This window comes from Anaerotruncus sp. (genome assembly GCF_057433415.1).
In genome coordinates this window covers 1-20,382 of record NZ_DBMDHH010000017.1, presented here as the reverse complement: position 1 = coordinate 20,382, position 20,382 = coordinate 1, and the positions used below count along the sequence as shown (strand labels likewise).

At 62.3% G+C, this 20,382-nt stretch carries 22 protein-coding genes; 9 read left to right on the top strand and 13 right to left on the bottom strand.

Features of this window, described 5'->3' with window-relative positions; translation table 11 throughout:
- Positions 1 to 109: 109 nt before the first annotated feature.
- From asrA to asrC, 3 genes are read left to right on the top strand one after another with little or no spacing between them, the layout of a single operon-like run.
- Positions 110 to 1,144 carry an anaerobic sulfite reductase subunit AsrA gene (gene asrA / locus ACZO3G_RS06615; protein ID WP_276872586.1) on the top strand — a complete coding sequence of 345 codons (1,035 nt, stop codon included), beginning with the start codon at positions 110 to 112 and terminating at the stop codon, positions 1,142 to 1,144.
- A 16-nt stretch (positions 1,145 to 1,160) separates the two neighbouring features.
- Positions 1,161 to 1,952 (top strand): anaerobic sulfite reductase subunit AsrB, encoded by a 792-nt coding sequence (gene asrB, locus ACZO3G_RS06610; protein ID WP_101550383.1) that lies wholly within the window; start codon positions 1,161 to 1,163, stop codon positions 1,950 to 1,952.
- A gap of 15 nt (positions 1,953 to 1,967) precedes the next feature.
- Positions 1,968 to 3,002: a sulfite reductase subunit C gene (asrC, locus tag ACZO3G_RS06605; RefSeq protein ID WP_121586238.1), complete on the top strand. Its 1,035-nt coding sequence runs from the start codon at positions 1,968 to 1,970 to the stop codon at positions 3,000 to 3,002.
- 60 nt (positions 3,003 to 3,062) lie between these two features.
- Here asrC and ACZO3G_RS06600 read toward each other — a convergent pair whose 3' ends face one another.
- Entirely contained in the window at positions 3,063 to 3,965 is a 903-nt protein-coding gene (locus ACZO3G_RS06600) for a LysR substrate-binding domain-containing protein (RefSeq protein ID WP_276872585.1), read from the bottom strand.
- A 159-nt stretch (positions 3,966 to 4,124) separates the two neighbouring features.
- Here ACZO3G_RS06600 and ACZO3G_RS06595 point away from each other — a divergent pair, with 159 nt between their 5' ends.
- Positions 4,125 to 5,105: a Gfo/Idh/MocA family protein gene (locus ACZO3G_RS06595; RefSeq protein WP_277138478.1), complete on the top strand. Its 981-nt coding sequence runs from the start codon at positions 4,125 to 4,127 to the stop codon at positions 5,103 to 5,105.
- A 150-nt stretch (positions 5,106 to 5,255) separates the two neighbouring features.
- On the opposite strand, the gene ACZO3G_RS06590 is transcribed toward ACZO3G_RS06595, so the two are convergent.
- The 7 genes from ACZO3G_RS06590 to ACZO3G_RS06560 form a co-directional block, all read right to left on the bottom strand.
- The gene (locus tag ACZO3G_RS06590) at positions 5,256 to 5,447 is read right to left on the bottom strand and encodes a hypothetical protein (protein ID WP_121586242.1); all 192 of its coding nucleotides are present in this window, start codon (positions 5,445 to 5,447) and stop codon (positions 5,256 to 5,258) included.
- Positions 5,448 to 5,508: 61 nt separating this feature from the next.
- The gene (locus ACZO3G_RS06585) at positions 5,509 to 5,676 is read right to left on the bottom strand and encodes a hypothetical protein (RefSeq protein WP_276872583.1); all 168 of its coding nucleotides are present in this window, start codon (positions 5,674 to 5,676) and stop codon (positions 5,509 to 5,511) included.
- 116 nt (positions 5,677 to 5,792) lie between these two features.
- Complete coding sequence (locus tag ACZO3G_RS06580; RefSeq protein WP_256151863.1) at positions 5,793 to 6,542, bottom strand: copper homeostasis protein CutC; 750 nt, start codon at positions 6,540 to 6,542, stop codon at positions 5,793 to 5,795.
- Positions 6,543 to 6,571: 29 nt separating this feature from the next.
- On the bottom strand, positions 6,572 to 7,048 hold the full coding sequence (locus ACZO3G_RS06575; protein ID WP_101550395.1) for a PTS sugar transporter subunit IIA: 477 nt from the start codon (positions 7,046 to 7,048) through the stop codon (positions 6,572 to 6,574).
- Between the two features lie 110 nt (positions 7,049 to 7,158).
- Positions 7,159 to 8,646, bottom strand: coding sequence for an N-acetylglucosamine-specific PTS transporter subunit IIBC (gene nagE / locus ACZO3G_RS06570; protein WP_101550397.1), 1,488 nt, complete (start codon positions 8,644 to 8,646; stop codon positions 7,159 to 7,161).
- A 69-nt stretch (positions 8,647 to 8,715) separates the two neighbouring features.
- Positions 8,716 to 9,543 (bottom strand): PRD domain-containing protein, encoded by an 828-nt coding sequence (locus ACZO3G_RS06565; RefSeq protein ID WP_101550399.1) that lies wholly within the window; start codon positions 9,541 to 9,543, stop codon positions 8,716 to 8,718.
- Between the two features lie 71 nt (positions 9,544 to 9,614).
- On the bottom strand, positions 9,615 to 9,872 hold the full coding sequence (locus tag ACZO3G_RS06560; protein ID WP_101550401.1) for an HPr family phosphocarrier protein: 258 nt from the start codon (positions 9,870 to 9,872) through the stop codon (positions 9,615 to 9,617).
- 348 nt (positions 9,873 to 10,220) lie between these two features.
- Between ACZO3G_RS06560 and nagB the strand changes: the two genes are divergently transcribed.
- From nagB to ptsP, 3 genes are read left to right on the top strand one after another with little or no spacing between them, the layout of a single operon-like run.
- Positions 10,221 to 10,952 carry a glucosamine-6-phosphate deaminase gene (gene nagB, locus ACZO3G_RS06555; protein WP_101550403.1) on the top strand — a complete coding sequence of 244 codons (732 nt, stop codon included), beginning with the start codon at positions 10,221 to 10,223 and terminating at the stop codon, positions 10,950 to 10,952.
- 31 nt (positions 10,953 to 10,983) lie between these two features.
- Complete coding sequence (nagA, locus tag ACZO3G_RS06550; protein WP_276872582.1) at positions 10,984 to 12,087, top strand: N-acetylglucosamine-6-phosphate deacetylase; 1,104 nt, start codon at positions 10,984 to 10,986, stop codon at positions 12,085 to 12,087.
- A 31-nt stretch (positions 12,088 to 12,118) separates the two neighbouring features.
- Positions 12,119 to 13,783 carry a phosphoenolpyruvate--protein phosphotransferase gene (gene ptsP, locus ACZO3G_RS06545; protein ID WP_276872581.1) on the top strand — a complete coding sequence of 555 codons (1,665 nt, stop codon included), beginning with the start codon at positions 12,119 to 12,121 and terminating at the stop codon, positions 13,781 to 13,783.
- A gap of 118 nt (positions 13,784 to 13,901) precedes the next feature.
- On the opposite strand, the gene ACZO3G_RS06540 is transcribed toward ptsP, so the two are convergent.
- The 3 genes from ACZO3G_RS06540 to ACZO3G_RS06530 form a co-directional block, all read right to left on the bottom strand.
- Positions 13,902 to 14,459, bottom strand: coding sequence for a hypothetical protein (locus ACZO3G_RS06540; RefSeq protein ID WP_276872580.1), 558 nt, complete (start codon positions 14,457 to 14,459; stop codon positions 13,902 to 13,904).
- A gap of 151 nt (positions 14,460 to 14,610) precedes the next feature.
- Positions 14,611 to 16,338, bottom strand: a complete 1,728-nt coding sequence (locus tag ACZO3G_RS06535) for an InlB B-repeat-containing protein (RefSeq protein ID WP_486846956.1) — start codon at positions 16,336 to 16,338, stop codon at positions 14,611 to 14,613.
- Between the two features lie 760 nt (positions 16,339 to 17,098).
- A complete protein-coding gene (locus tag ACZO3G_RS06530; protein WP_276870301.1) occupies positions 17,099 to 17,362 on the bottom strand; it encodes a hypothetical protein in 264 nt (87 codons plus the stop codon).
- 350 nt (positions 17,363 to 17,712) lie between these two features.
- Here ACZO3G_RS06530 and ACZO3G_RS06525 point away from each other — a divergent pair, with 350 nt between their 5' ends.
- Together ACZO3G_RS06525 and ACZO3G_RS06520 are read left to right on the top strand one after the other, a co-directional pair.
- Positions 17,713 to 18,468 (top strand): threonine/serine exporter family protein, encoded by a 756-nt coding sequence (locus ACZO3G_RS06525; protein ID WP_172439201.1) that lies wholly within the window; start codon positions 17,713 to 17,715, stop codon positions 18,466 to 18,468.
- A 12-nt stretch (positions 18,469 to 18,480) separates the two neighbouring features.
- Positions 18,481 to 18,936 carry a threonine/serine exporter family protein gene (locus ACZO3G_RS06520; protein WP_101550418.1) on the top strand — a complete coding sequence of 152 codons (456 nt, stop codon included), beginning with the start codon at positions 18,481 to 18,483 and terminating at the stop codon, positions 18,934 to 18,936.
- A 78-nt stretch (positions 18,937 to 19,014) separates the two neighbouring features.
- Here ACZO3G_RS06520 and ACZO3G_RS06515 read toward each other — a convergent pair whose 3' ends face one another.
- Positions 19,015 to 19,368, bottom strand: a complete 354-nt coding sequence (locus tag ACZO3G_RS06515; protein WP_101550420.1) for a PqqD family protein — start codon at positions 19,366 to 19,368, stop codon at positions 19,015 to 19,017.
- A partial coding sequence (locus ACZO3G_RS06510) for an OPT/YSL family transporter (protein WP_486846953.1) occupies positions 19,355 to 20,382 on the bottom strand: 1,028 nt, incomplete at its 5' end. The genes ACZO3G_RS06515 and ACZO3G_RS06510, both read right to left, overlap by 14 nt.

Here is a 20,382-nt window from a genome sequence, read left to right as displayed (position 1 = left end):
TTCATTTTTTCAATTGGCAAGCATATTGTTAACCATGTTATACTATTCACAAAGGGAGCCGTACCGTCCGGGGACGCTCCATCCAACGAGGAAAGGCGGAAGAAAACAGATGGGATATCGCTTGAGCTATCCGGAGGCAGACGAGCTCTTCCGGAAACTGTCGGCGGAGTATGAGATCTACGCGCCGAAGCTGTTTGAGAAACAGGGCCGTTATTCCGATACGGACATTGTCCGGTACGACCGGGTTAAACGGGCCGAGGAGATCGTCTGGGACCGCAAATCGGACTTTTCGGCCAAGGAGGTCGTCAGCCCGATCACCCAGACCATTTTTTACTTTACCGAGGACGAATACCGCGAGAGCCGCACGGGCGCCAAAAAGCTCCTCATCTTCCTGCGCCCCTGCGACATCAACGCGTTTGAGCACCAGGACAAGATCTACCTGGAGAATGGCGGCATCGCCGACGTGTTCTACCAGCGGGTGCGCGACCGGGTGCGCTTTGTGCTGATGGAGTGCACCGAGGGGTGGGACACCTGCTTCTGCGTCTCGATGGGCGCCAACCGCACGAACGACTATTCTGCCGCCGTCCGGCGCGACGAAAACGGCCTGCTCTTCTCGGTCCCCGACCCCGGGCTGGCCCCCCATTTCGCCGGGAACCGGGAGGAGCCGTTCGAGGTCCGGTTCATCGAGCAAAACGATTTCACCGTGGAAATTCCCGAGATCCCCAATAAGGACGTGCTCAACAAGCTCAAAAAGCACCCGATGTGGCAGGAGTTCAACGACCGCTGCATCAGCTGCGGAAGCTGCACCGTCGCGTGCAGCACCTGCACCTGCTTCACCACGGTGGACAAAATCTACGACGAAAACGCCCACGCGGGCGAACGCCGCCGCGTGGCGGCCTCCTGCCAGGTGGCGGGCTTCGACTGCATGGCGGGCGGGCATGAGTTCCGCACGACCGCGGCCGACCGGATGCGCTACCGCGTCCTACATAAGGTGCACGACTACAAGGCCCGTTTCGGCGATTTCCACATGTGCGTGGGCTGCGGGCGGTGCAGCGCGAGATGCCCGAAGTTCATCTCGTTCCCCGCCACCATCAACAAGATGGCCGCCGCGATCAAAGAGATCGTCGCCGCCGAACGCCAGTGAAAGAAGGAGGATACCGATGAACAATCCCGTCATGCCGAAACCCCATCAGATTCTGGATATCATCCGGGAGACCAATCTGGAATACACCTTCCGGATTGAGACGGATATGCGTCCCCAGCACGGGCAGTTCTTTCAGCTCTCCCTCCCGCGCGTCGGCGAGTGCCCCATCTCGGTGAGCAATTTCGGGGAGGGGTGGATGGAGTTCACCATCCGCTCGGTCGGCAAGGTGACCGACCAGTTGTTTTCCCTCCAGCCGGGCGACGAGCTTTTTGTGCGCGGCCCCTACGGAAAGGGCTGGCCGATCGACGAGCTGCGCGGCAAGCACCTCGTCGTCGTCGCGGGCGGCACGGGCGTTTCGCCGGTGCGCAGCCTGCTCAACAAATGCGCAGCCGAGCCGGACTTCGTGAAGAGCGTCGACCTCATCTGCGGCTACAAAAATGAGGACTGCATCCTCTTCCGCCCCGATCTCAGGCGCTGGGCGGAGAAGTTCCGCGCGATCTACACCCTCGACAGCCAGGTGTGCGAGGGGTGGGAGACGGGGCTCGTCACCACCCACATCTCGAAGGTGCCCTTCGACTCCTTCGGGGACGATTACGCGGTGATCATCGTCGGCCCGCCCGTCATGATGCACTTCTGCGGTCTGGAATGCAAAAAGCTCGGCATCCCGGACGAAAAGATCTGGGTCTCCTTCGAGCGCAAAATGTCCTGCGCCGTGGGCAAATGCGGGCACTGCCGCATCGACGAGACCTATGTCTGCCTGGAAGGCCCCGTATTCAACTATACGGTCGCCAAAGACCTGTTGGATTGAGGAGGGAACAAGCGGATGAACCAGGATATCAACATTAAAAAACTCCAGAAGAACTGCTGGCGGCAGTCGAAGGTGCCGGGCGAATTCATGCTCCAGATGCGGGTCCCCGGCTCAATGATCAGCGCAAAGCACCTCGAGCGGGTCCAGTATATCTGCCAGACGTGGGGCAACGGCAATTTCCACGTCGGCATGCGCCACACCCTCAACGTGCCGGGCGTCAAATACGAGGACATCCCGGCGGTCAACGACTACATCTCCGAGTACCTCGAAGAGGTCGAGTGCGACATGTGCGACGTCGACATGGAGACCGACGCGGGCTATCCGACGATCGGCTCCCGCAACATCATGGCCTGCATCGGCAACACCCACTGCATCCTCGCCAACTACAACACCCAGGACCTCGCCCGCAAGCTGGAACCGCTCGTCTTCCCGAGCCACTACCACATCAAGATGTCCCTCTCGGGCTGCCCGAACGACTGCGGCAAGGGCCACTTCAACGATTTCGGCATCGTCGGCATCTCCAAGATGGTCTACCACTATGAGCGGTGCATCGGCTGCGGCATGTGCATCGACGCGTGCAAAAAGCACGCGACCGGCGTGCTCTCCTTCACCGAGGACAAAAAGATCGCCAAGGACACCTGCTGCTGCGTCGGCTGCGGCGAGTGCGCGACCGTCTGCCCCGCGGGCGCGTGGACCCGCAGACCCACCAAGTTCTTCCGCGTGCTGGTGGGCGGGCGCACGGGCAAGCAGTCCCCCCGCATGGGCAAGACCTTCCTCAACTGGGTCACCGAGGACGTCCTCCTCGCGGTCATCGGCAACTGGCAGAAGTTTTCCGCCTGGGTGCTGGACCACCAGCCCGTCTATATGCACGGCGGCCACCTGATCGACATGGCCGGCTACGACAAGTTCAAGGAGATGATGCTCGAGGGCGTCACGCTGAACCCCGAGGCGACGGTGGCGCAGCGCATCCTGTGGACAGAGACCGAGTACCGCGCCCAGATCAACGTGATCCCGCTTTCCGAGCACCCCAAGGCGGGCCCGCGAAAATAATGGGCCGCCTGCCGGAAAAAGCCTCCCGCGCATACGCGCGGGAGGCTTTTTTGGCGCCGGTCAGCCCCCCGAAAAGGTGGCGCAGACCTCGCCGAGAAGGTCGAGGAAGGCCCCGGCGGCGTCGGGGAGGGGGCGGTCATTCGGAAGGATGTAGGAAAAATCGCGGGTGTAGGAGCTGCGGACGGGCAGCTCGACCAGTTCGCCGCTGCGCAGCTCGTCGAGCATGACGAGCCGGGAGAGGAAGCAGACGCCGAGCCCCTGCTTGACGACCTCCTTGATGGCGAAATTGGAGTTGTATTCGATGCGGTTCTCCACGCGGATGTGGTTGGAGGAGATGAAGCTGTCGAGGTACTGCTCGGTGCCCGAGCCCTGCTCGCGGGTGATCCACAGCACCTTGCCCAGCCTGCCGGGGCTGGCGTCCCCGAGCTCCCCCGCGAGGGCGGGGGAGGCGGCGAGCACGAGGTGGTCGGTATAGAAGTCGGTGCGCTGGAAGCTGTGGGGGATGTCCCGCCCCTCGATGAGCCCCACGTCGATCCGCCCGTCCTCGAGCGCGTCGCAGACCTCGCGGGTATTGCCGACCAGCACCCCCGCGCGCACGTCGGGATACCGCCCGCAGAAAGCCGCCAGGACCCTGGGAAGCATATGGTCGCCGATCGTCATGCTCGCGCCGATCTCGAGGCGTTGGACGGCGGCGCTGTGCCGGATCTGGTCGAGCTCCCCGAAGGTGTCCTCCAGGGTGCCGAGCACCTTTTTGGCGCAGCGGTAGACCGCCTCGCCCGCCTCGGTCAGCTCGATCTGCCGGGAGACGGCCGAACGGGTGAGCAGGCTTGTCCCGCCGAAAAAAATCTCCACCTTCTTGACCTGCTGGCTGACGGTGGGCTGGGAAAAATTCAGCTTCTGCGCCGTGCGCGTGAAGTTCTTGCTCTCCGCCACCTCCACAAAGGTCCGCAGTTCCTCGAACAACCTCAGTCACTCCCCTCTGTACATTGATCCTATCATAGCACCTTTCGGCCCCGGCATCAAATCCCAATGCAAAATTGCGCGGAGGGGATTGGAATTCCCGGGGAAATGAGGTACAGTGTAAGGGAAGCGAACGAAAAAGACGGACAGGGGGAACTCGTCATGCGATTTGCTGTAATCGGCACCAATTTTATCACCGACCGGCTCCTGACGGCAGCGGGGGAGGTCCCGGGGTTCCGGCTGGAGGCGGTCTGCTCCCGCACGCGGGAGCGCGGGAGGGAATACGCCGCGAAGTGGGGCGCGCCCCGGGTCTTCACAGACCTCGACGAGCTGGCCGCCTGCCAGGAGGTGGACGCGGTCTACATCGCGAGCCCCAACGCCCTGCACCGCGCGCAGGCGGTGAAGATGCTCCGCGCGGGAAAGCACGTGCTCTGCGAAAAGCCCGCCGCCTCCAACGCCCGCGAGCTGCGGGAGATGTATGCCGCCGCGGATGAAAGCGGCACGCTGCTTCTGGAGGCGATGCGCCCGGCGTTCCTGCCCTCCCTCGGCCGGCTGCGCGAGGCGCTCCCGCGGATCGGCAAGGTGCGGCGCGCGGTGCTCAGCTTCTGCAAATACTCCTCGCGCTACGACCGGTTCCGCGCGGGCGTCATCGAAAACGCCTTCAACCCCTCCCTCTCCAACGGCGCGCTGATGGACATCGGCGTCTACTGTGTGCACCTGCTGCTGCTCCTTTTCGGGGAGCCGGAACGGATCCAGGCGGCCTGCGTCAAGCTCGAAAACGGAGTGGACGGCGCGGGCAGCATCCTCGCGTCCTACGGGGGGATGACCGCCGAGCTGCTCTACTCGAAGATCAGCGGCATGGACGACCGCAGCGAGCTCCAGGGGGAGGACGGCAGCATCTTCCTGGGGGACATCAGCCACCTGGGGGATCTCCGCCTGTCCCTGCGGGGCGGCGGGGAGACGCCCCTGCCGGTGGAAACGGCGGAGCACGACATGCGCCACGAGCTGGAAGCGTTCCTCAGGATGGCCGAGACGGGCCGGGGAGAGGAGCCCCACCGCCGCCGGTCGATCGCCGCGATGGAGCTGCTGGACGAGGCGCGGCGGCAGTGCGGCATCCGTTTCCCCGCCGACGAAACGCGGTAATAGCGATAAAACGGGAACAGGGCGCCCGCCGGACGGCGGGCGCCCCTATTTTATGCGGGCGGATCCTCGCCGCCGCAGAGCAAGCGCTGGCATTCGAGCAGGGCGCGCGGCGCGGGATTGGTATCCGTCACGGCCATCGCCTCCAAACGGTTATTTGGACAGCCCCTCGAGGATGTTCCCCGCGTAGCGTTCCAGCTCGGCCTGCGTCTGGATGCGTTCCCCGCCGCGGTGGACCAGGTCCTGCACATAGCTCGGCAGGGCGCTGTAATACTGCTTGGCGCGCGCGTCCCGCTGGAGCAGGGCGTCGAGTCCTGTGGGGAAGCTCCCGTTCACTTTTGACATGTTCATCACCTCGCCCTATAGTATGGGGCGGGGCGGGGCCCTTCATGCAGGGGACGGAAATTCAGAGCAGGCAGGGGCTGCCGATGATGCAGAGCAAAAAGAAGATGACGAGCGCGATCAGAAAGACCGCGAGGCAGCCGTCGCATCCGGGCGCGCCGGAACGGCAGCGGGGGCAGCTTTCCGGGCGGCAGCCGCAGTTTTCCCGGTCGGGGCAGTCGGAACAGTTCATCAAGGATCCCTCCCATACCGATTTATATGCGGGGGAGGGCGGGCAGATGAATGGCCCCCGCCGAACGGAGGGAACGGCGGGGGCCGGAGAATGGAATTGGGAGTAAATCGGAATGACTACCGCCCGAGCACCTGCATGACTCCCCGCACGGTCGTTTCATTGACGGCGAGGTAGCAGTCGTTGGAGGGCGGAAGGGAGGACCCGAAATTCAGCGTCGGGTTCAGCAGGGTCGAAGGGTCGGAAACCTGCGCGGTGCCGCCCAGGTGGACGCGGGAGACGCCCGTCTCCTCGACGAGGCGCAGGATGTTGCCCGCGCGCACGCCGCCCCCTGCGAGGACCTGGATCCGGTCTCCGTACATCTGCTGCATCGCGCGGATGGCGGGCGCGCCGGTCAGCGCGTCGGCGCAGCCGCCGCTCGTCAGCACGCGGGTCACCCCGAGGGAGACGAGCTTCGACGCGGCGTCGAGCATGTTTTCGGTGACGTCGATGGCCCGGTGAAAGACCGTCTCACAGCCGCCGGTACATTCTAGGAAGCGCGCGCACCGCTCGTAATCGAGACGGCCGTCGGCGGTCAGGAAGCCGAAGACGACGCCGTCCGCCCCCATCCGGGAGAAGCGGCGCGCGTCCTCGCACATGACGGAAAAGTCCTCGTCGGAATAGCAGAATCCCGCGCCGCGCGGACGGACCATGACGCTGACGGGCAGGGAAACCTGCTCCTTGACCAGGGCGACGAGGCCGGCGGAGGGGGTGAGCCCGCCCAGCAGATGGGCGGACACCAGCTCGATCCGGTCGGCGCCCACGCGTTCGGCCAGTTTGCAGTCCTCGAGCGAGCCGCAGCAAAGCTCAATGGACACGCGGTTTTTCATGGGAACGCCTCCTGGGGAAGAAGAGGGTCTCACTTCTTATAGGTGATTGCCGCCGTCCTGCCCCCCTCGGCGGGGCCGGGGCAGGCGGTCATCGACTTGATCGCGTCAAGGTTGGTGATGATGCAGGGGGACATCGGGGAAAGGCCCTGCTCCCTGATGAAGCCGATGTCCATCTCCATGATCTTGTCGCCCTTTTTGACCTTCTGGCCGACCTCGACAAAGCTCTGGAAGCCCTTGCCCTCGAGCTTGACGGTGTCGATGCCCAGGTGGACGAGGATCTCCAGGCCGTCGTCCGACTCGATGCCCATCGCATGGAAGGTGTGGGCGATCTGGAAGATCGTCCCGTCGACGGGGGAGTAGACCGTCCCTTCGGTCGGGTCGACGGCGATGCCGTCCCCGAGCACCTTTTCCGCAAAGACGGGGTCGGGGACCTCGGTCACGGGGATCACCTTCCCGGTCAGCGGGGCCGCGATTTCAAGTTGTTTGCCTTTCAGAAAGTTCAGCATACCCTATTCTCCTTATACTGTTGCCCGCTGCCGGGGCTTTTGATAGTAGTGCAAGATATCCCTCTCCGCCGCGGCGGAGAGGGATATCCGAAAGACGGATACGGTTTTGATCAGAGGAACTTCTTCATCGCGTCGACGAGCAGCTCCGCCTTCATGCCGACGATGACCTGGGTGACCTGGGTCCCGGCCTTCATCACGCCCGAGGCGCCGAGAGCCTTGAGGTCCTTCTCGTCGATCTCCTTGTTGCTGACAAGGACGAGGCGCAGGCGGGTGATGCAGCTCTCGATCTCCTTGATGTTTTCCTTGCCGCCGAGGACCGCGATATATTTCTGGGCCAGCTCGTCGAAGCCGATGTCGTCGGCCAGCTTGCCGAAGTCCGCGGTCTCCTCGTCTTCCTCGCGGCCGGGGGTCTTGAGGTCAAACTTCTTGATGACGAAGACGAACAGGAAGAAGTAGATGACCGCCATGATCAGGCCGATGACGATCGACAGGGCGGGTTTGGTGGAAATGCCCCAGTTGAGGACCATGTCGAAGAGGCCGGCCGAGAAGCCGAAGCCCATCTTGATGCCGAGCATGACGCTGACCGCCATGGAAACGCCGGTCAGGGCGCCGTGGATCACGAAGAGGCCGGGAGCGAGGAACATGAACATGAACTCGATCGGCTCGGTGATGCCGCAGAGGAACGCCGGGATCGCGACGGAGATCATCGCGCCGCCGATGGCGGCCTTGTTCTCCTTCTTCGCGCAGAAGTACATGGCAAGCGCGGCGGCCGGCAGCGCAAACATCATGATCGGGAAGAAGCCGGCCATGTAGTTTCCGGCAGTCGGGTCGCCCGCGAAGAAGCGGGTCAGGTCGCCGTGGACCACGGTGCCGTCAGGCTTGGCAAACTCACCGAAGTTGAACCAGAAGTAGGAGTTGAGCACGTGGTGCAGACCGACGGAGAGCAGCACGCGGTTGAAGAAGCCATAAATTGCCGCGCCGGCCGCGCCGATGCTGGAGAGGAATCCGGCGAAGGTGTCAAGCATCTTCTGGATGAACGGCCAGACAAAGCCGAAGCCGATACCGGCAAGCAGCGTGTAAAGGCCGGTCATGATCGGGACGAAGCGGCGGCCGCCGAAGAAGGCGAGCCAGTCGGGCAGCTTGGCGCTCTTATACTTGTTGTAGGCGACGCCCGCTATGACGCCCGCGATGATACCGCCGAAGTGTGCCATGTTGACCGAAGCAACGCCGGCGTAGAGGCTCTGCGCCCAGGCGAAGCCGCCGACCGAACCGAACAGGCCGGTGGCGCCCTCCGCGACGGGAGTGACCAGCCAGCTGAACAGCGCGCCCGCGGTGCCGTTCATGACGTAGAAGCCGATGGCGCCCGCGAGGCCCGCGGCGCCGTTGTTGTCCTTCGCGAAGCCGATCGCGACGCCGATCGCGAAGAGCAGCGGCAGGTTGTCGAACAGCGCGGAACCGGCCGCCGAGATGAAGGGCAGGTTGAGCAGGTCGCCCTGTCCGAGGCGGAGCAGCAGAGCCGCGACCGGAAGGGAGGCGATGGGCAGCATCAACGCTTTGCCCAGTTTCTGGAGCTTTTGCAGGAACGTGGTTTTTTCCATGTGTCTACCTCCTAAAACAGAATCTATTATGTACGGGGCGAATTCCCCGTATACAGACAAAGCCGAAATCTACATCTGGACCAGCAGGCAGATGTGGACCGCCAGAAACGCCTTGTGGTCTTCGGAAAGCTCCGCGCCGATCTCCCGTTTCATCAGGTCGGAGACCGCCTGCGCGGCGCGGTAGTATTCTCCCATGCCCAGCCGGACATACTGTTTGACGGGCATCTCGAGCGGGGCGCCGCGCAGCGCGGAGCTGATCAGGCGGTTGAGGCTGGTCAGGAAGTTTTTGCAGGCGGAGGAGTTGGTGTCGAAGGTCCGCCCGAAGCACCGCCCGACCACGAGCACCGCCTGCTTATAGAACCGGGCGTTTTTCATGGCGGTATTGATGTGTTTGTTGCGGCGGGCGGAGTAGAGGTGGAGGGCGATGAAGCCCTTTTCCGGTTCGCCGATATCGACGTCGACCTCCCTGCGGATGAGCTTGGCGGCAATCTCCGCGACCTCGAACTCCCGCGAGCACATGATGGCGATCTCGCCGATGAAGGGGTTGTCGATCGGCAGGCCCATCTTGAGGCGTTCGATCGCGAACGCGATGTGGTCGTAGAGGGCGTCGTAGAGCTTGTCGTTGGTGATGTCGAGCTTTTCGCGCGCGATCTCCACGATCTCCTGGGTCACCTTCTCGACCTTTTCGATGTCGTAGTTGAGCCGTTTGATCTCGCTGGGGTTGACGCTCTCGTCCAGGATGGAAAAGACCTTGTTGTCCGGATCGTCGCCGTTGATCAGGTCGCCCTTGCGCGCACCGAACCCGACGCCCTTGCCGATCAGCACGATCTGCTTGCCGCCCGGCTCCTCGGCCAGGACGACGTTGTTGTTATAGACCTTCAGCACTTTGTAGTGCATGCCGCGCGCCCTCCTTCAAGCCGTCCCCCGTGAAAGCCGACCGCGCGCGCCGCCCTGCGGCGGCGCGGCACTTACAGGTTTTCGGTGAGGAACTTTTTGATGGCCTCGGCGGCTTCGACCTCCCGCTCGCCGTCGACGGCGACGGTGATCTCGTCGTTCTGCTTGACGCCCAGCCCCATCAGCGCGAAGAGGCGCTTGCCGTCGGCCGACTTGCCGTTCACCGAGATGGTGGTCGCGGCGGGGAAGGACGAGATGCACTTGACGAGCAGCCCGGCGGGGCGCGCGTGGATGCCGAGGGCGTCGTTTATTTTGTAGGTAAAGGTCTGCATGAAATGATCCTCCTTTTGAGCGGATGCGGATGTACCGGCGAAAATCGGGGAAAAATAAAAGGCACAAACTTTCCAAACAATTCAACCAATCGTCCGAAAGCTTATGCCTGATCGCATCAGTAACATCACTTTGCATCTTCTGTTTGGTTTCAGTTTAACAGCTGAGATATATTTTGTCAATATTATGGACACATTTTGTTAACAATAACAGAAAATGGATAAAAAATTGTGGATTTATCCCTAAAAAATTCTTTTTTTAAACAAGAGCCCTTGTAAAGACGGATAGAGCCACTATAATGAAACTAAGCGACCCGCGGACAGGGCCGCAGCAAAAAGGGGGAACCGACCATGAGAATATACGTTGCGAAGGACTACCACGACATGAGCCGCAAGGCCGCCAACATCGTCTCCGCGCAGGTGATCATGAAGCCCAACTGCGTGCTCGGGCTGGCCACCGGCTCGACGCCCGAGGGCATCTACGCCCAGCTGACCGACTGGTACAACAAGGGCGATATCGACTTCTCTTCCGTCAAGTCGGTCAACCTCGACGAGTACAAGGGCCTTCCGCGGGAGAGCGACCAGAGCTATTACTACTACATGAACGAGCATTTCTTCAAGGGCATCAACATCAGGCCCGAAAACACCCACATCCCCAACGGCATGGAGCCGGACAGCGAAAAGGAGTGTGCGCGCTACAACCGGGTCATCGAGAGCGTGGGCGGCATCGATCTTCAGATCCTGGGCATCGGCGCGAACGGCCACATCGGCTTCAACGAGCCGGGCGAGGCGTTCGAGAAGGAAACCCACTGCGTCGCGCTCACCGAGAGCACCATCGAGGCGAACTCCCGCTTCTTCGAGAACCGGGACGACGTGCCCCGCTACGCCTATTCGATGGGTATCAAGTCGATCATGCAGGCGAAAAAGATTCTGCTCGTCGCCAGCGGGGCGGGCAAGGCGGACGCGATGTACGCGGCGCTCTGCGGGCCGATCACGCCGGCGGTGCCCGCGTCGATCCTCCAGCTCCACAACGACGTGACCGTTGTGGCGGACGGCGCGGCGCTCGCCAAAATCCAACTGTAAAAGCCCCGCGGCGCGGGGACGGAGGTTCCAGATGATTATCAAAAACGCACAGGTCTATACCGAAGGGTTCGCCTTTGAAAAACGGGACGTCGCGGTGGAAGGGGAGCTGTTCGCCGAAACGGCGGGCGGCGGTACGGTCGACGCGTCGGGGCTGCTCATGCTTCCCGGGCTGATCGATATCCACTCCCACGGCTGCAGCGGCTATGATTTCTGCGACGGCACCGACGAGGCGCTCGACGCGATCACCGCCTATGAGGGCAAAAACGGCGTGACCGCCATCTCGCCCGCGTCGATGACGCTGGCGGAGGAGACGCTCGCCGCGATCTACCAAAACGCCGCGCGCTACTCCTACCGGGGCGGCGCGATGTTCCTCGGCGTCAACATGGAGGGGCCCTTCTTCAACCCCGCCAAGAAGGGCGCGCAGAACGGCGCCTTCCTGCGTGAGCCGGATATCGGCATGTTCCGGCGGCTGTGGGAGGCGTCGGGCGGCAGGATCAAGACCGCCTGCGTCGCGCCCGAGCTGCCCGGCGCGATGGAGTTCATCGACGAGGCGAAGCGATACTGCGCCGTCGCGGTGGCCCACACCACCTCGGACTACGATACGGCGATGGAGGCGTTCCGGCGGGGCGCGTCCCGCGCCATCCACCTGTACAACGCGATGCCGCCCTTCTCCCACCGCGCGCCCGGCGTGGTCGGCGCGGTGGCGGACAGCGGCGCGATGGCGGAGCTCATCTGCGACGGGGTGCACATCCACCCGGCGGTTGTGCGCGCGACCGTCAAGCTGCTCGGGGACGACAAGGTCGTGCTCATCAGCGACAGCATGATGGCCACCGGCCTTTCGGACGGGGCCTATTCGCTCGGCGGCCAGCATGTCGACGTCAAGGGCAACCTCGCGACCCTTTCGGACGGCACGATCGCGGGCTCCGCCACCAACCTCTTCGACTGCATGCGCTGCGCGGTCAAATTCGGCGTGCCGCTCGAGAGCGCCGTCCGGATGGCCACGATCAATCCCGCCAAAGCGATCGGCGAGGACGGCCGCATGGGCTCGATCGCGTCCGGAAAGCTCGCCAACTTCGTGCTGGCCGACCGGGAGCTGAATATCCGTGCGGTCTATGTGAAGGGAAAACAGCTCTGACCCGGCGGGGAAATCTTCGGGAGGTGCAGGAATGATAGTATTAAACGGCAAGAGCGTGTTCGGCGGGATCGCGTTCGGCAGGCTGGCGTTCTATGAGCGCCGCCAGCAGAACATCCACCGACGCAGCGTCGACGACCCGCAGGCGGAGATCGCCCGGTTCGAGGACGCGAAGACAAAGGCCGTCGAACAGCTCGAGGCGCTCTACCAGAAGGCGCTCGTCGAGGTGGGGGAGACCAACGCGATGATCTTCCAGATCCACCAGATGATGCTCGAGGACCTTGACTACTGCGATTCGGTCACCAACATCATCACCTCCCAGGGGGTGAACGCGGAATACGCCGTCGGCGTGACGGCGGATAACTTCGCGCAGATGTTTTCCGCGATGGACGACCCCTATATGCAGGGGCGCGCGGCGGACGTCAAGGACGTGTCCGAGCGGCTGGTGAACGTGCTCTGCGGCGTGCAGAGCGCGGGGGTCGACTCGGCCGGGCCGGTGGTCATCGCGGCGGACGACCTCGCGCCGAGCGAGACGGTCCAGCTCGACAAAAACAAGATTCTCGCGTTCGTGACCAAGCGCGGCTCGGCCAACTCCCACACCGCGATCCTGGCGCGCACGATGAACATCCCCGCCGTGATCGGCGTGGGGGATGCGCTGGAGGAGGCCTATAACGGCCGCGAGGTCATCGTGGACGGCTTCTGCGGGCAGATTTACGTCGACCCCGACGCGGAGACGACGGCGGCCCTGCGCGAAAAGTGGGAGAAGGAGAACGACAAGCGCCGCCTGCTCCAGGAACTGCGGGGCAAGGAAAACGTCACGGTCGACGGTCAGAAGGTGCTCATCTACGCCAACATCGGCAGCCCCTCCGACATGGGCGCGGTGCTCGCCAACGACGCGGGGGGCATCGGGCTCTTCCGCAGCGAGTTCCTCTACCTCGAGAGCAGCGGCTACCCGAGCGAGGAGGAGCAGTTCGCCGCGTACCGCACCGTCGCGGAGACGGCCGCCGGCAAGCGGGTGGTCATCCGCACCCTCGATATCGGCGCCGACAAGCAGGTGGATTACTTCCAGCTGCCCAAGGAGGACAATCCCGCGATGGGCTACCGCGCCATCCGTATCTGCCTGACGCGGGAGGACGTCTTCAAGACCCAGCTGCGCGCCCTCTACCGTGCGTCGGCGTTCGGCAACATCGCGATCATGTTCCCGATGATCACCTCCGTGTGGGAGGTCCGCGAGATCAAGCGGATCGCCGCCGAGGTGCGGGAGGAGTTGAAGGCGGCGGGCATCCCCTATTCCGAGGAGGTCGAGCTGGGTATCATGATTGAGACGCCCGCGGCGGCGATGATCAGCGACCGGCTCGCGCCGGAGGTGGATTTCTTCAGCATCGGCACCAACGACCTGACCCAGTACACTCTGGCGATCGACCGCCAGAACCAGAAGCTGGAGCGGTTCTATGACGCGCATCACCCGGCGATCCTGCGGCTCATCAAGCTGGTGGCGGACAATGCCCACAAGGCGGGCATCTGGATGGGCATCTGCGGCGAGCTTGCCGCGGACCCCGAGCTGACCGAGACCTTCCTCGCCATCGGGGTCGACGAGCTGTCCGTTTCGCCGCCCTACGTGCTCGAGCTGCGCCGCCGCGTCCGGGAGACGAACGTGGCGGAGGTCCGTGAAAAACTGCTCGCGGCGTTTATGGAGTAAAGGTAAATCACTTGGCAGTAAAACGAAGCGGCCCGCACAGCCTCAATGGCTGTGCGGGCCGCTTTTGCAGCTGCTACAAGAATCGCGTTAAGTAAAGTTGCTTTACAGGAAACGCCGGTCAGTCGTGCCGGCCCCAGAGCGCGGCGAGCTGCTTCTGCCCGGCGGTGGTCATCCGCTTGGAGATGTTCCCGCGGATGAAATCCTGGTTGTCGATGTAGAGGCCAAACTCTGTACGGTCGTCCTCATCCGCGAGGGTGGACAGGTCATGGCAGCCGTTAAAGAAGAGCAGGTTCACGCGGTAGATTTCATTGAGCACGCCGAAATAGAACTTGTTCTGGCGGCTGTTGGCTTTGGTGGCTTCCAGAACCTGCCGCAGGGCGTTCTGCATCGTCTCGTGCCGTTCCCGCACATAGGCGTCGCAGCCGCGCCGCAGGACCTCCTGCATCTCGGGGGACTGCTGCTCGAAGGGGAGCATCCGGACGGCGCCGTCCGCGAGCGTTTCCGTGGCGGGCTTGCAGCTCAGCCCGGAGAGGGTGTGGTTGGCGGCCTCGGCAAAGGCGATGCCGAACGGATCGCACATCCGCCGGATTTTCTGGTGGGCCTGATTGATGACAATGAAGGCAATGACGATCAAAACCATCATCATCCCATAGGCCAGCAGGTATGTTGAATCCATAAACAGTTCCTCGCTTCTGGCCGCAAAGCGGCCTGATAATCTGTATTTTTTCTAGTATACCGCAGAGGAAAGGGCTCGTCTATATGAAATGTGCACAAAAATGGAAAAAGCCGGGCGCGCGAGGATCGCGCGCCCGGCTTTCATAAGTCCGTTATTTCTTCTTGAGCAGCCCGACAAAGGCGCTGAGCAGGAGGGTGAGCGCGGCGAGATTTGCATGGCGTTCGCCGCCGCGGCCGGTATTGGGGCCCTGCTTGGTGGGGAGCGCGGACAGAGGCACTTCCTCATCCTCAATCGTCAGGAGGCCTTCGGGGACGGTTTCGTCCTTAGGCTTGAGGATCGGGGTGGAGGGGGTATCGGGGCGGTCGCTGCCGCTGCTTCCGCCGCCGCCGGGATTGCTGCTTCCGCCGGTCTTCACATAGTGGAAGATGACGGTATAGACGTTGCTCGGGTCGTACTGGAAGGTGTTGCCGCTGACTTCCACGTCGTTTGCGGATACGGCAATCGCATTGTCCGACAGAAGCGCCGGGAACGCCGCGGAGCGGAGCGCCGCGTCCTTCTCGATCAGCTCGCTGCCGAGCTTGTGCTTGAGCTCGGAACGCGCGTCGCGGTAGGACTGGATATTCGATTCGAGCGATTCGATCTGCTCCTCAAGGGTCGGTTTTTCGTTGCCCTTGCTGTCGCTGTCACGATGGTCATCGGAACCTTGCTGAGTATCGGAACCCTGCTGGTCGTCGGAACCCTGCTGGTCGTCGGAACCCTGCTGGTCGTCGGAACCCTGCTGGTCGTCGGAACCCTGCTGATCGTCGGAACCCTGCTGATCGTCGGAACCCTGCTGATCGTCGGAACCCTGCTGATCGTCGGAGCCCTGCTGGTCGTCGGAGCCCTGCTGGTCGTCGGAGCCCTGCTGATTGTCGGAGCCCTGCTGGTCGTCGGAGCCCTGCTGGTCGTCGGAGCCCTGCTGGTCGTCGGAGCCCTGCTGATCGTCGGAGCCCTGCTGATCGTCGGAACTCTGTTGGTTTTCATCGAACGCGTCGTCCTTGTCTTCTTCCTGATGCGCCAGCTTTTTCAGCTTGGCGTTGAGCTCGTCGATCTGTCCGGCGAGATCGCGGTAGTCGTCCAGATCGGCGTCGATTTCGTCGATGTCGGTATAAATGCCGTCCTTGACCAGCGCGGCCTTGAGCGCGTCGACCTCCTGCTTGAGGGAGGCGGCGGGAGCTTCCTCCGAAATGGCCTCCGCGGACATAAGGCTGACCATATCGGCGGCTTCCTTGGGCTCGGAGGAGACGGAGAAGCTGTCAAAGCGGTAGCCGCCGAAGCTCTTGATCGCGTCGGACAGATCCACCGGGCCGGCGACTGACGGGGCGTCCATATAGTGGGTTTCGTTGATCTGCCCGTCGGCGGAGGCGTAGAGGAGTGTGATCCGGTCGACTTCGGGTTTGGGCGGGTCAACGCTCTTTTCAGTCCACTTGGCGTGGAGCGTGAGATTTTCGGTGACGGTATCGGAGCCAAAGTTCCATGCTTCGGCGAAAGTGCCGTCATCCTTGTACCAACCGGAGAAGTCGCAGTTTTCTTTGGACGGGTCGGTGGGCCTGTCGATCGTGCTCCCCCGGGCGATGCCGGTGATGGAAGCCACATCGGAGCCGCCGTTGCTGTCAAAGGTGACGGTGAAGGTCTCAGCGGCTTTTGGAGTGGCGGTGTAGTAGGCGGATACAACGCTGTCGTCCTTAATTCGGAAGGGCGCGTTTTCAACCGTACTTCCAAAATGTCCGCTGCCGCTTTCTTTATTCCATTTTACGAACTCGTAGTCATAGTTCTCCGTATCAAAGCCGGATTTGTTGGCTTCCGGGTAGATGACGATACCGTTGCCGTCGGATGGCAAATCATAAGGTCCATAGGAATCTGTTTTGGAAAGCTCGCCGTTTATATGGGTCTTGACCGTCAAATTTGCCGTGCTAGGGGTGACGGGCTTTCGTTCCGCATGATAGTTTGCGCGGATGGTGGTAGCGGCGTTCCCAGTCTTAAAAGAAGTGTTTTCGCTCTTAGCGTTGGTAAAGGTGCCGCTTCCGTTTGAAATGGTCCAGCCGGCAAACGTATAATCATACGCCGGGTCTTTGGTGAAGCTTGCGGGAGCGATGCTGATGGATTTTCCACTTATGTAGCTTCCACCGCCCGTGCCACTGCCAACTTTTTCGCCGTTGACGAGTGTTTCGACAGTTAACGGGTAGGTGGCTGGAGCAGGATTTTCAAAATAATAATATAGCGTGCGGGTACTGTTATTGACAATACCGGTTGTCTCGCCAGTCTTCCAAGTCTTCGCGTCAAAAAAGCTGCCAAAATTATATTTAAAAGTCCCTTTGTATTTCCATCCGCTCTTTGGAACAAATCCCAATTGGGAATAAGACTTTATAGTCCAATTGCTCATTGACGTACTGGCATTCCAAGTGGTAGTTACATCGGTAGTAGATGTCTTTCCATTTTGCATTGCATGAGCGGCGGCATCTCCATATAGATATCCGCCGTTCCCATCAGGAATGGCCGCATAAATATATATTGTAACAGGTCCTGCTGCCAATGCGCTGACCGGCACAAGCGTCAGCACCAGCAGCGCCGCAACAAGGGTAGCCAAAAGTTTCTTCATGTTACTCATCTTCCTTTTCCTCCTGCTTCTGCGCCGGGACTGTACCGGCGTCCGAATCGTCCCAGGCCGCGAACGCTTTCTCGTCCGGGCCCCGCGAATCCAGCGCGCTGTCCATCAGCTGAATGAGTTCCAGCGTGCTTCTAAACCGCTGGGTCTTTTTCTTGTCGAGCCACTGGATACTGCCCTGCCAGGTGGCGTTCTGACGGAACTGCACCTGGATGAGGAACGAAGCGGGGTCCATCGGTTTTCCCGCCGGATCGCTCATTTCTGTCCACACCCTTCCTGTTATTTCCGTGGAGTTCGGCTTTTTTAACAGAACCCCAGCATTTGCCATTGGTAACAACCAAAATATAGCATTTGGTAATCACACGCCAGTCACAAAACAATATTTTATCTAGTTTGTGACAGAAATTTTATATTTTTCCCAAGAAAATCAATGATTTATAGCTTTTTGGCGGGAACGAAAAATGTGGATCAGTCACACAATATATCCAATTAATTGGGAAATTGACCTTTGTGTAACGGGATCTCTTTTCCGCCGCGCCATTGTCTGCGCGGGGGAACTATGGTATACTGTTACGGGATTTTGCAGTTCGGTACGGAAGGGGAAGGGCCTTGGACTACAACGAGCTATTGCACGTCTCGGCGGACGTGGGCAGCGAGCTGCTCGAGAGCGGCGCGGAGACCTACCGCGTGGAGGAATCGGTCTACCGGCTGGTGAGCGCCTACGGTGCGCGGGAGGCGAACGTCTTCGCGGTGCCGACCTGCATCATCGTGTCGATCACGCTTGGGGACGGCAGCACGGTCAGCAAGACCCGCCGTATCTACGCGCGCGGCACCAACCTTGACCGCATCGACCTTTTAAACGCCCTCTGCCGGCGCATCTGCCGGGGGGAGGTCCCGCTGGAGGAGGCGTACGGCGAGCTGGAGGCAATCCGCCGCCTGGGCGGCTCCCCGCCCGCGCGGCGGTGCGCAGGGTATGTGCTGATCGCGTTTTCCTTCGCCCTCTTTTTCGGGGGGACGCTCGCGGACGCGGGCTGCGCGGCCGTCATTGGGCTGGCGATGTTCTTTGTCGTATTTGCGCTGGAACGCTGGAAGGCCAACGCCGTCTTCGTCAACATCATTGCGAGCGGCGTCACAATGATGCTCGCGGTGGCCGCCGTGGGGCTGGGACTGGGACAGAACATCGACAAGATGGTCATCGGCGCGCTCATGAACCTCGTCCCGGGAGTCGCGATCACCAACGCGATGCGGGACATCATGGCGGGGGATTACCTTGCCGGACAGGCCCGCCTCACCGAGGCGCTGCTCACCGCCGCGGCGATGGCGCTCGGCGCGGGCGCCGCGCTCGCCGTCGCGCGGATGCTGTAGGGAGGGGATCTGATGGAACTGTTATTGCCCTGCCTCTACTCCTTTATGGGGTGCGTCGGCTACTGCCTGGTCTTCAACATCCGCATGCGCAAGCGGATGCTGCTGCTCGCGTCGCTCGGCGGCGCGGTCGGCTGGTGCGTCTACCTGCTCTGCGGCTGGCTCCAGAACGACATCACCCAGTCGTTCGCCGCAATCCTCGCGGTCGCGGCCTATTCCGAGATCATGGCGCGCCTCCAGAAATCCCCCGCCACCGTCTACCTCATCGTGGGCCTCATCCCGCTGGTGCCGGGCGGCGGCATCTACTACACGATGGAATACTGCATCAACGGCGATATGATGAACTTCATGAACACCGGCATCCACACGCTGGGCATCGCGGGCGCGCTGGCGATCGGCATCCTGCTCGTTTCCGCCTGCGTGCGGATCCTCAACAACATCCAGCGCCGGAAGCGCCGGGAGACTGCATAATAAAAGGAAGGACGCGGCCATGGCCGCGTCCTTCCTTTTTCCGCTTGTCCGACGGACATCCGGGCAAAGTTTAATGGATCATTCTGTATTCCACCGGATGAACCGGTATTCCCGCAGCAGCTCGATAAACCGCACGAGGCGCGGGTAGAGCGGCGCGGCCTCCTCCCCGAACCGCGCTTCCAGCAGCGCGCCGATCTCCCCGACCGGGCGGGCGCCGTCGATCTGGAGCCATACGAAGCTGCCCTGCCGGTCGAGGTCGATCCTGCTTGCCGCGGGCCGTCCGAAGCACCGCTGCGCCACACGGTTGAAAAATCCCCGGTGCGCGGCCGTCAGCGTGACGAGTCCCGGCTCCCGCTCCCGCCAGGGAAGCCCGGGGTCGCGCAGCGGAATGAATTCGAGGTAGTTGCGGGACCGACGCTCACGCCGCGTCATGGCGGTTGCGGAGGGCCGCGCCCAGCAGGGAGAGGATGAGCAGGCCGAAGGCCGCGAGGGAGAGCAGGGCCGCCCAGCCGCCGAGCCCGGAGGTCAGGCGGGAGAGGTCGATGGCGCTGCCCAGGCTGACCGCCTCGCCGGCGGCGTCTTTGCCGACCGGGATGATGGCGAAGACGGCCAGCAGGATGCCGATGAGCCCCTCGCCCGCGATCATGCCGGAGGTGTAGAGGACGCCGCGCTCAACCGTGTCCTTGCGCGCCTCTTCGGAGCGGCACCGGCGCTTTTCAAACCACAGACGGACGAGGCCGCCCGTCATGATCGGAACGGAGAGGTGGATGGGCAGATAGATGCCCACCGCGAAGGGGAGCACGGGGATGCGCAGGATCTCGGCGGCGACGCCGATGCCTGCGCCCGCGAAAACGAGGGTCCAGGGGAGGTTGCCCTCCATGACCCCTTCGACGACCATCTTCATGAGCATCGCCTGGGGGGCGGGCAGCTCGGTGGAGCCGTAGCCCCAGGCCATGTCGAGCAGGTAGAGCACGCCGCCGATCGCGAGCGCGGCGGCGGCCACGCCCACCAACTCGCCGAGCTGCTGCTTGCGCGGGGTTGCGCCGAGAATATAGCCGGTCTTGAGGTCCTGTGAGGTGTCGCCAGCGATCGCGGCGATGATGCAGATGACCGACCCGATGGCGATCGCGCCCATCATGCCGCCCTGCCCGGCGCTGCCGGTGGATTTGAGGAGCATCGTGCAGAAGAGCAGCGTCGCGATCGCCATGCCGGAGACGGGGTTGTTGCTCGAGCCGACAAGCCCCACCAGCCGGGAGGAGACGGTCGCGAAGAAGAACCCGAACACCGCGATGCACACCGCGCCGAGCAGCGTGACGGGGATGGGCGGGAAGAGCCAGATAAAGACGATGGTGATGAGCACGAGCGCGCCGATGACCCCCATCGGCAGGTCGCGGTCGGTGCGCAGGCCGGTGCCCTTTTCGCCGCCGTAGCCCTTGACCGCCTGCC

What these genes read in the sequence shown, in the direction of transcription:
- ACZO3G_RS06560 (WP_101550401.1), bottom strand. Translation starts at nt 9,872, where the DNA reads ATGCAGACCTTTACCTACAAAATAAACGACGCCCTCGGCATCCACGCG.
- ACZO3G_RS06515 (WP_101550420.1), bottom strand. Translation starts at nt 19,368, where the DNA reads ATGACGCGGCGTGAGCGTCGGTCCCGCAACTACCTCGAATTCATTCCG.
- ACZO3G_RS06575 (WP_101550395.1), bottom strand. Translation starts at nt 7,048, where the DNA reads ATGCTGAACTTTCTGAAAGGCAAACAACTTGAAATCGCGGCCCCGCTG.
- asrA (WP_276872586.1), top strand. Translation starts at nt 110, where the DNA reads ATGGGATATCGCTTGAGCTATCCGGAGGCAGACGAGCTCTTCCGGAAA.
- asrB (WP_101550383.1), top strand. Translation starts at nt 1,161, where the DNA reads ATGAACAATCCCGTCATGCCGAAACCCCATCAGATTCTGGATATCATC.
- nagB (WP_101550403.1), top strand. Translation starts at nt 10,221, where the DNA reads ATGAGAATATACGTTGCGAAGGACTACCACGACATGAGCCGCAAGGCC.
- ACZO3G_RS06530 (WP_276870301.1), bottom strand. Translation starts at nt 17,362, where the DNA reads ATGAGCGATCCGGCGGGAAAACCGATGGACCCCGCTTCGTTCCTCATC.
- nagA (WP_276872582.1), top strand. Translation starts at nt 10,984, where the DNA reads ATGATTATCAAAAACGCACAGGTCTATACCGAAGGGTTCGCCTTTGAA.
- ACZO3G_RS06595 (WP_277138478.1), top strand. Translation starts at nt 4,125, where the DNA reads ATGCGATTTGCTGTAATCGGCACCAATTTTATCACCGACCGGCTCCTG.
- asrC (WP_121586238.1), top strand. Translation starts at nt 1,968, where the DNA reads ATGAACCAGGATATCAACATTAAAAAACTCCAGAAGAACTGCTGGCGG.
- ACZO3G_RS06520 (WP_101550418.1), top strand. Translation starts at nt 18,481, where the DNA reads ATGGAACTGTTATTGCCCTGCCTCTACTCCTTTATGGGGTGCGTCGGC.
- ACZO3G_RS06585 (WP_276872583.1), bottom strand. Translation starts at nt 5,676, where the DNA reads ATGAACTGTTCCGACTGCCCCGACCGGGAAAACTGCGGCTGCCGCCCG.
- ACZO3G_RS06590 (WP_121586242.1), bottom strand. Translation starts at nt 5,447, where the DNA reads ATGTCAAAAGTGAACGGGAGCTTCCCCACAGGACTCGACGCCCTGCTC.
- ACZO3G_RS06580 (WP_256151863.1), bottom strand. Translation starts at nt 6,542, where the DNA reads ATGAAAAACCGCGTGTCCATTGAGCTTTGCTGCGGCTCGCTCGAGGAC.
- ACZO3G_RS06565 (WP_101550399.1), bottom strand. Translation starts at nt 9,543, where the DNA reads ATGCACTACAAAGTGCTGAAGGTCTATAACAACAACGTCGTCCTGGCC.
- ACZO3G_RS06540 (WP_276872580.1), bottom strand. Translation starts at nt 14,459, where the DNA reads ATGGATTCAACATACCTGCTGGCCTATGGGATGATGATGGTTTTGATC.
- nagE (WP_101550397.1), bottom strand. Translation starts at nt 8,646, where the DNA reads ATGGAAAAAACCACGTTCCTGCAAAAGCTCCAGAAACTGGGCAAAGCG.
- ptsP (WP_276872581.1), top strand. Translation starts at nt 12,119, where the DNA reads ATGATAGTATTAAACGGCAAGAGCGTGTTCGGCGGGATCGCGTTCGGC.